Source organism: Brunnivagina elsteri CCALA 953, from assembly GCF_002289455.1.
GTDB classification, from domain to species: Bacteria; Cyanobacteriota; Cyanobacteriia; order Cyanobacteriales; family Nostocaceae; genus Brunnivagina; species Brunnivagina elsteri.
The window spans coordinates 1-9136 of sequence record NZ_NTFS01000264.1; the positions used below are offsets into that span (position 1 = coordinate 1).

Here is a 9136-nt window from a genome sequence, read left to right on the forward strand (position 1 = left end):
AAGCGCGTTACCAGGCTGGAGCCTGTTAACGAGAGGGTGAGGGTCTTCACCCCTCAACAATTAGCCAACAGTATCCTACAAGGGAAGGGGAGCAAGATAAGTATATTTCACTCATATAAAAACCGCTAGATTAACTTTTGGCAGTTTTTTTCATCTCATCCAATCGCGATCGCAATCGGTTTAAATTGGGGGCATAACCTCCGTAACGCCAATTTACATAAGCTTGGCTAATTTCGTCGATAATTTCGGCAATGAATGGTGAATGTTGCTGGGAGGATATTTTGGCAAACTCCAATGGTGTTTGTGATGGATGTTTTCCCAAACCTTTGCCATCAGTCCATTGCAGCATTTGTTGATAAAGGCTTTCCATTGGTGGTAACTTACTCAAAGCAATGCGATCGCACCATTTACGGAATCCTTGCCATGCCAACCAACCAGCGAAACCCAACCCCGTTGCGATAATTAATCCTCTAACAATACCGAACCAACCTTGGGTAAATAAACCAAAGAACCAAATAAAAGTTCTCGTCAACCAAGAAAATATCGTCCCAAACAGGTTATTCAGAAAACCAGTTACTGGGGAAGGCAACCAACCCGCTACCCATTTCCAAAAATGCTGGAGAACCGTAAAAGTCTGAGTTTCTTCAATCGATGGGGGAATCAAGGGATGTTGGGGGATTGGATCGAAGGCAAACCAGCCATACTTGGGAAAATAAACTTCCGTCATCGCATAAGCATCGATGTTCTGAACCACATACATCCCCGTAAATGGATTAAACTGCCCAGGAGCAAAACCAGCAACTAACCTTGCGGGAATGCCAATAGAACGTAGCATTACCGTCAAAGTCGTGGAAAAATGATCGGGATAACCACCTTTATATTTGAATAAAAAAGCTGTAACTAAATCTTCCTTCTCTCCTAAAAAAGGAAACTCGTCTAAAGTTTCGGGAATTTTATAGTTTTGTTTGAGATATTGTGCTAGATAAAGAGCTTTTTCGTAGGCAGAATCAAGACTTTTGTCAGATTTACCAACACGATTTTTGTTGTAGTCAGCCAGAATTTTCTCAGTGCGATCGCGAACTTTGTCAGCAATCTCCGTGGGAATATCTAAATAATATTTTTTAATACTTGCTGGGTATTCAGTACCAGCTTTACCCAACAAATTGCGATCGCGGATTGGTACTTCGGAAACCACAGTATAGGTAAAACCATCCCCTAAACTAACTGGAGCGCGTAAACCATTTTCACTATCAACCGCAATCATTGGTGCTGGAAAATAGACTTCCTTGGGATGGGACATTGCCGGAACTAAGTTTGGCATTTCGGAGATAACAGAATATGTCTGGACTATTTCCTTCGTAGTTCCTAGAGTACCAGGACGAGGGATAAAAATTTGGTAACTCCAGGGAGAACGTTTATAGGTTTGTACCTTTTCATTGCGGGAAATTTCCCAACCTTTACCAGTGTATTTATCGAAAGCCAAAACTCGCCAAAAACCCTCAATTTGCGATCGCACTCGCATTACGACTTTGGGTTTCATTTCACCTCGGAGGTTTTGGTTCATCCGACTATTAAACCCATAGTAATAGCTTGAATCAACCTTTCCCGGTTCTCCATTTCCCCCAGTACCCGTTCCCGTGCCATTACTACCATTGCCATTACCTTGACGCACATAACCAGGATTGATAATACTACGTCCAGTAAAATTGCCTTTGACTTCAATATTGGAACTAACGGGGAACATCCGCATCTGGTAACCAGGGAATCGCGGTAAAATTGCGAAAATACCCAAACCAATTACTAAGATGAGAGAAAACAATAAAAAATAAGAAGGTAGAACCGAAGAAATCTTTTCTGACTTCTCCCTCTCCTTCTTACTCTTAAGATTTGTGATTCCTAATCGCGATCGATAATCAAAAATTAAAGTTGGTAAAGCAACACCTAAAAATACCAACAATACAGGTGCAAAAGCTAAAGTTTGACTTAGAGTTGCCGCAACCCCAAGTAAAATCACCCCAATCACAATTGAATAGCCTAAATCTTTCCGTCGAGGCATATCGAAACTGTGCAGTACCTGGAGTTGGATTAGCAAATCCGCCAAAACTAGCCGCGTATCGTTCAATTCCCCCAATAATCGCCCAAAGAAAGCACCCAGTGCTACTAACATTCCGATGGCGATTCCAAATTTTACCGATACATTTCGACTATTGCGATGATTGTAACTCCAACTCGCACCCACAATACTTAGAGGTACTGCCCAAAATGATGATTGACTTTCAGATGCAATATCCTTGGCAATAATCCCTACAGTAACTAATAACAGCACTAGCACTCTCAAAGGAACAGAGTTTTCTACCTCCAACGAAGATGACAGGAACACACTTTGCTGCCATTTTATCCATCGAGGTAAACGCCAATCTTGACTCATCCTAGTAAATTTCAACATTTTGATTAGAGAGCAGCAATGGTTTCAAATGCAGCCACTTAGACGTAACGGGCTCTCGCCTTCTCAGTATAATTAAGGATACTTAAAACCAGAATCATAAATCTAGAATCACAATCCAAAATATCAAATACTGCTGACTACCGTAGACGTTAGAGGCACCGCATTATCGAGATTATCGACGTTGCAAGTGCCTAAAATTATGACTGCTTCTTTAACCAAGGATACGCTTTAAAACTAGGATTCGTCATCTCCAGAACGATGACGTTTTCTGAAATTATTTTTTTTGTGCGCCAGTGCTTTTTATTACAATGTAGGTAGGATCAAAAATGTCAAAGGTTTTTCGTCAATTTCAGTTAAATTGATTTCGAGAGTATAAGGTTGCCGTGTTGATGATGCAGTCGTACTGTAGGTGATTTCTACCCCCAAGCTGCCAGGAGCGGAAGATTTCGCCATTGCCTCAGTTCCACTTCCCACAACCTTTAAAGTTCCTTTAGCGGGTAAATCACCGCGAACCAACAGCTTTGAGGCTGAACCTTGGACTTGGTACTCAACTTTGATTGCGATCGCACCAGCACTAGTCAACCACTGTCTTTCAACTACCGGATTAGTAGCCGAAATTGGCAATGTCAAGTTATCCAGCAACTGTTTCGCTGCCAGTAACGACACAGCCATTTGCTGACGGGGTTGAAGTTCTGCGTAGTCGCTATCCAAATTGGGCAAAGCCTCCAAAGTATCGGCAGAGCGATAAGGAGTTCTCAAAACCAATCCAGCTAAATCATTGATGGTGTGTTGGTCATTTGGAAATAAACTCTCCACTGCCTGAACTAGTTTTGCCCCCAGTGGCAATGAAGAAGTCACCAAAGCCTGACATTTTTCCAGCAATTGCCGAAAAACTCGTTCGGGTAAATCAATTGGCAGATTCAACGAGGTTCGCGCTTGTGTCCACCCCCAAACTGGAATCATCGCAACTGATGGACTATCGGCATAATCCGGATATTCTTTGAGTTGGGTTTCCCAGGGAAACAAAGGAGGATGGTTTTGTATTTGAATTTGTAACCGACGTTTAAGGACGGCTTGGAAACGTTCTTGCACAGTAGGAATTTCTCCTAGTTGAGAGGTTTGGGGTGTCCATTCTAACTGCTGTTCCCCACTGTTTGAATCAGTAGTTTTAGCTGTTAAATTTTCTACCCCGTTATTTTCCTTACATTCGACCGAAGTATCATTTAGTGACCGGGCTGGTTCAGCCAATAACCACTTAATTAACTGGTTTTGTAAGGATTCTGAGTCACTATTCATGAGTAGATGCACCCGATCCGGACACTAAAGAGTTACGAATTTCCCAAGCTTGTTCAAGAATTTTAAACCATCGTTTTTGAAGTTGTGCCATTGACAACCCTAAAGTTTTGGCAATCTTCTCATCAGGTTGTTCTTTTTGCTTCAACTCCAATAAAGACCGTTGTTTCTCATCCATCTGAGCAATGTATGTATCCCATTGCTGTGGAGTAAGACCCAAATTGGTGTTTAAATCGGCTTCGAGCCATTCGTGAACCAACTCCCAACGATGCAACAGGGCAAATCGAATCAAATGGTATTTGAAACGCTGCTGCAAGTAATCGCGCTGCCTGGATGTTAAACCTAGAACCGACTCAATTTCCTGAGCCGACATATCCTGTAACCGCAGCGTAAAGTAGTCAGCGCAGTCGGTTTGTTGCCGTTCTTCTAGGTAACTCATCAACTCTGTCACAACAACAGAACGTAGCGTATCCTCTTGCGGTTCCGGTTCCGGCTGGGTTGCCATCGCGCTCCGCAACTGCTGCACAGCCGGATCAACCCAAGAACCATCTCCATCGCTGCTACTACCTTCGGCTGCTTGTTCGATATCGACGCAGGTTTCCGGAGGTTGCTGTTGGGAAAAAGTTTGTGCCCGGAGAATAATCAACTGTTGTTGTCTTCCCGGCAAGGGAATACGACGCTTACCGTAGCGTTCGCCAAACGCCATGTATTCCGATAATTCGAGCAGGCTTTGGGGTTGGTAGGTGGCACCGAGTTGGTTCTCTCGTCGAAAAGCATTAAGTGCTTCTAGATAAAAGCTTTGGAGAAAATCTTCGATAATCGTCAGCCGCCCTTGGTAGCTTAGTTGCCTTTGTGGAGGATTAATGTAACGATAGACGATCGCACTCAAGGTACTGTGAAGTTCGATCCGACCCCGATTGGAACCCAATTCGTAGTATCGTAGACACTGGGTGAGTCGATGTCGGGCGAGGGTCATGGCGGAGCTTTCGATGGCACCGGAAGCTTGGATGCGTTTGCTTTCGCTGCAAATGCGGTAGACTTCGGCGGTGATTCGCATTGCCACGTCGTGGCAATTTTGTTCCGAAGCTTTGGTTGCTACACGAAGCTCCTGGAAGAGAAGTTCAAATATCGCCTCCACGCCGATAGAATTTTCTCCCTGAATAATTGTGGTTGCGGCTAAATTCATAGTCTAGTTCTTAAAAAGACCCTAACATACCTATTTACAACCTGTACGACGACGGGCTTTGGGTGTATGGTTTTGCGTATAAGCTTTGGACAAATAAACACAAACTATGTTCAAAAGTTAGGAATTTGGTTTAATCTATTATTCCCAACTCTTTTTCGATTATTTGCACTCTCATTAATTTATCGCCAACACCTACCCATCGGTTTACAAGTGATTTATGGACTTAGAAGCACAAATTAAATTACTGATCGACAATGCACCCCAAGATGGTATTACACCACAACTGATTACGACAATCGCACCTGTCCTGAATGCGATCGCTTCATCATTACGTCATTCCCAATACTATATCCTGCAAGACATGAATCAACGATGGGTAATGACAACACTAAGCAACCGTGCAAATCCAGAACTCGAAAAATGTGTAATATACGCTTACCCTACATTACAGGATGGAAGAGCCAGCATAGATGCTGTGTCTAACCCTCAAGTAATCGCTGCACCCATTCCCGTTACACACGTTTTGTTCCAATTGGTTGCATTAGAACCCGTAGATAGTATAGTTTTTTTTGAGACGACTGGCACGAACAATAATACCGTTGAGGTCGAACGCTCCCACCTACAAGAGCTAATTGCGCGATCGCTACAACAAAATTACAAGCGCAGCCCAATTCCTCCTGATATCGCCTAAAAACTATCAGATATCAGCTTAACTTGCCACAAGGCTGATTGTGGGGGTTAGTTAGTCACTGACTAAAATAAATTTTTAGTAAAGTTTTTAGTAAAGTTTCTAGTAAAGGCGACCTAACACAAAATCAGCCATGTTTATCAAAGCTTGGTGCGGTTCTGAAACTGGAAGCTCCAGAATATGCTCAACTGCTGACTTAGCATGATACGCTGCTAGTTCTCTTGCCCTCTGAATACCTTGACTATCTTCAATCAGCGTCATTGCCTGCTCCAAATCGCCATCTTGGGCAAATTGTCTGTCAATCAGTATTTCTAAAGTAGGCTTTTCTTCCAGCGCAAATAAAACTGGTGCTGTCAAATTACCACTTTTGAGGTCCGAACCTGCTGGCTTCCCTAAGGTATCCGTCGAACCTGTAAAGTCTAAAATATCGTCAACAACCTGAAATGCTAAACCTAAATGATTCCCATATTCGTAAAGGTGTTCGGCTGTTTCCGCAGAAACTTCGCTAATTACCCCCGCAGCCTTAGAACTATTCGCAATCAAAGATGCTGTTTTGTAATAACTTTTCTTCAAATAGGTTTCTAAGGATATACTAGTATCAAATCGATTTAATCCTTGTTGTATTTCTCCAACTGCAAAATCCATCAATACTTGTGATAGTAGCTTTACCACTTCCAAGTTATCGAGATTTGCCAAGTGCCACGAGGACTGAGCAAAGAAAAAATCCCCCGCTAATACAGCTATTCGATTGCCAAACAAACTATGAATTGTGGGAACACCGCGTCTCACATCAGACTCATCTACCACATCGTCATGGACTAAACTGGCGGTATGAATCATCTCCGTAATTTCAGCTAGACTACGGTGACGTTGAGTGATATCCTGTTGCAACATTGTTGCCCGCGACACTAGCAAAACAATCGCTGGTCTGATACGCTTTCCCCCAGCTCCAAATAGGTGTTTCGCCGCCGCATAGAGGATAGGGTGGTCATTTCCAACTAGCTTTATCAGATTCTCTGCTAATATTTGCAGGTCTGCTTCCACAGGGGTAAAAAAGGAGGTAGCTGGGGTCATGGATGGGCGGACTCTGGCTTAAGTTACGAAAGTTTACATATTCTATACTCATTTTAAGATAACGCAGTGCTGCTGCAAAGCGTTGAACGAAAAAACCCTAGAAGTGGAAAACTAGCTTTCGTCTCTGGGAATAAATTACTACTTACACACAATTTGTCAAATTACAACCAGTTACTCGAAAAGGCTCATCCTATCGCGTTCTCGTAGAGTCGCGGCTTCCCGAAGTGTATACGAACCTATAAATTAGAGGAATTAAGGGGTAATTTCGAGATATCAGGGGAAATCAGGGAAATTTGTAATGCCAATCCTCCTCTTGAAATATTTATTCATAATTTTTTACAATTGCAGCAACAAAATTTTCGGATTTAGTGTTTTTGGTTGTGTATCTAGAGGTAGAAAGCAAAAGGAAAGGCAAATTTTCGACTTGTGTTAGTCTGTATCGAAACGAAAAATCTCCGAGACTTGCGAATTTCTCAATGATTAGCTCGAAGATTGTCTTGATCTATCTTTTCTCTTTCAAGCTTTCTTGCTTTATATGTAATCTCAAACTTGTATAACAAGCTATATATATATCTCTGATTTTTATAGTAGAATCAGGCTTAGACTGAGTTCATATTTATACATTAAATTAAAGAGTACGGCTATAGTTTTAAGTTTGTAATTTGATTTGTATTTTGAATTTTTCTCGTGCTGTAGAAACAAGAATTGCTGTCTTGTTACTAGTTACGCTGGAAATCCGATGCTAAACTTAGGTTATTAGGTTTTGAGTCGCGATAAGCGGAACTTGATATCAAGGATATATTGCAATACTAACTTTCGTAGTGAATATTGTGCTGTCAAAAGAATCGATTCGTTTGAGTCGATACTGGAATCGGGGAAAAATTTTCAAAATTAACAGCCAAGTTGTCAAAAACGCGAGTCTGTTATGTTACGCTAAAATCAAGGAACTTGAAAATTTTTGTTATTCATTTCAGGAAGGTTTATCGCTCTCCAAGCGTTTATCCCTATCTTGAACTTGTAAATAAATAGAAATCGATGTGCTTAAACCGATAAAGCTAATAGTTAGTTTAGTGATTATACTTGTATGTAAGTTTATTCTCTAAAGTAATTATCCAAGCAGGTTTCAAGCAAAGCCTTTAAATTAAATTAAAGGCTACATGTCCTACTTTAGGGTAGGCAAAAATACTAAGAATATGCAGACTTGTAAGAACTGCCTTCTCAGCCGCAAATAGCTGTTTGGTGGTTTGAGTGCTGTATGCCAGCGAGTCTATAAGAAAAAATAATCACAGATAAAGTTAACTTAGCGTTAACTTTACAGTTCTTCCATTCTAGCTCTACGTAGTAATGGGTATTGTTTGCTGCCAGTAATTAATATTGGAGGCTGGAATTGTATGAACGCGGATAACTTGAATTGCGTCGAAAATGCAGCTGGTGAAGAAATGTTTTATGTAAAGATGCCGATTATGATTTTTATATTAGCTTCCGGGTATTTATTTTCAATCTACCTATTATTAGCATTAGCTAAACGCAGTAGTCAAAGAACTGATAATAAACAATCAGAAATTTCAGTCACAGGAAACACCACAGAAGTGGTTAATGGTCAATGAATTAGGAATTGGGAGTTGGGCATTGGGAAGGAAAACAATGATATAACATTAACCATTAACCAATTAAACATTAACCATTAAACCTCGTCTACCTTGAGAACTGTAGTTTTTCGTAAAGATTTTGAGATTGCTACCCTGCGGGTAAGCGCGTTAGCGATTTCTGTAAGTAGCCGAAGCGTCTACCTTACGTCGCAATGACGGAACAGAATAATCAAAAACTCCACGTTCCGAAATAGACGAGGTTTAACTATTAACTATTAACTATTAACTATTAACCATTAACCATTAACCAATTAACTAAATTACATCTTGTCGAAAGCTGGATACAACAGTATCTGTAAAATGGACTACTTCAACAGTTGGAGTACAGCCTAGCCAATTTATAGATGATTGGGTGAACTGTTGTGGACAACCACTGATGACAAAACGAGTTGGCATTGGTGGATGATTATTTCTCAAGCCGAGTAATTCCAGTTCTTGAATACAAGCAGTGGCAACATGTACTGCTGGATCTACCAAATTGACTGTGTTTGGTAGGAGCGATCGCAATATGGATGATAAATGAGGATAGTGGGTACAACCGTACACTAATGTATCAATTTCCTGGTCAATCAAAGGTTCTAAGTAAGAACGTGCAACTTCCGTTGTATAAGGATCGTGAATCCGGTTTTGTTCAATTAAAGGGACAAATTCCGGGCAACTCACTTGCCAAACTTGAAGTTCGGGTTCAATTTCTAGGATAGCGTTTTTATAGGCATTACTTTTAGCCGTTGCAGGAGTTGCAATAACACCGATACGCTTACCTTGTTGTACCGCAGCCCTCGCACCTGAAAGAATAACAC

7 protein-coding genes are annotated in these 9136 nt (G+C 41.3%); 2 read left to right on the top strand and 5 right to left on the bottom strand.

All coding sequences use genetic code 11. From position 1 onward, the window contains the following. Nucleotides 1-130 precede the first annotated feature (130 nt). The 3 genes from CK510_RS20385 to hetZ all read right to left on the bottom strand — a co-directional run bounded on the left by CK510_RS20385 (nucleotide 131) and on the right by hetZ (nucleotide 4925). Complete coding sequence (locus CK510_RS20385; protein WP_211293236.1) at nucleotides 131-2446, bottom strand: transglutaminase TgpA family protein; 2316 nt, start codon at nucleotides 2444-2446, stop codon at nucleotides 131-133. 303 nt (nucleotides 2447-2749) lie between these two features. Next, nucleotides 2750-3742, bottom strand: a complete 993-nt coding sequence (locus tag CK510_RS20390; protein ID WP_095723447.1) for an NADPH-dependent FMN reductase family protein — start codon at nucleotides 3740-3742, stop codon at nucleotides 2750-2752. Continuing rightward, the gene (hetZ, locus tag CK510_RS20395) at nucleotides 3735-4925 is read right to left on the bottom strand and encodes a heterocyst differentiation protein HetZ (RefSeq protein ID WP_095723448.1); all 1191 of its coding nucleotides are present in this window, start codon (nucleotides 4923-4925) and stop codon (nucleotides 3735-3737) included. The genes CK510_RS20390 and hetZ overlap by 8 nt, the downstream gene beginning before the upstream one ends. Nucleotides 4926-5142: 217 nt before the next feature. On the opposite strand from hetZ, the gene CK510_RS20400 reads away from it, so the two are divergent. Continuing rightward, nucleotides 5143-5616, top strand: coding sequence for a hypothetical protein (locus CK510_RS20400; protein WP_095723449.1), 474 nt, complete (start codon nucleotides 5143-5145; stop codon nucleotides 5614-5616). 99 nt (nucleotides 5617-5715) lie between these two features. Here CK510_RS20400 and sds read toward each other — a convergent pair whose 3' ends face one another. Continuing rightward, complete coding sequence (gene sds / locus CK510_RS20405) at nucleotides 5716-6687, bottom strand: solanesyl diphosphate synthase (protein WP_095723450.1); 972 nt, start codon at nucleotides 6685-6687, stop codon at nucleotides 5716-5718. 1391 nt (nucleotides 6688-8078) lie between these two features. Between sds and CK510_RS20410 the strand changes: the two genes are divergently transcribed. Beyond that, a complete protein-coding gene (locus tag CK510_RS20410) occupies nucleotides 8079-8294 on the top strand; it encodes a hypothetical protein (protein ID WP_095723451.1) in 216 nt (71 codons plus the stop codon). Nucleotides 8295-8591: 297 nt separating this feature from the next. On the opposite strand, the gene CK510_RS20415 is transcribed toward CK510_RS20410, so the two are convergent. After that, nucleotides 8592-9136: aspartate/glutamate racemase family protein (locus CK510_RS20415; protein WP_211293237.1), on the bottom strand; the 545-nt coding region annotated here is incomplete at its 5' end.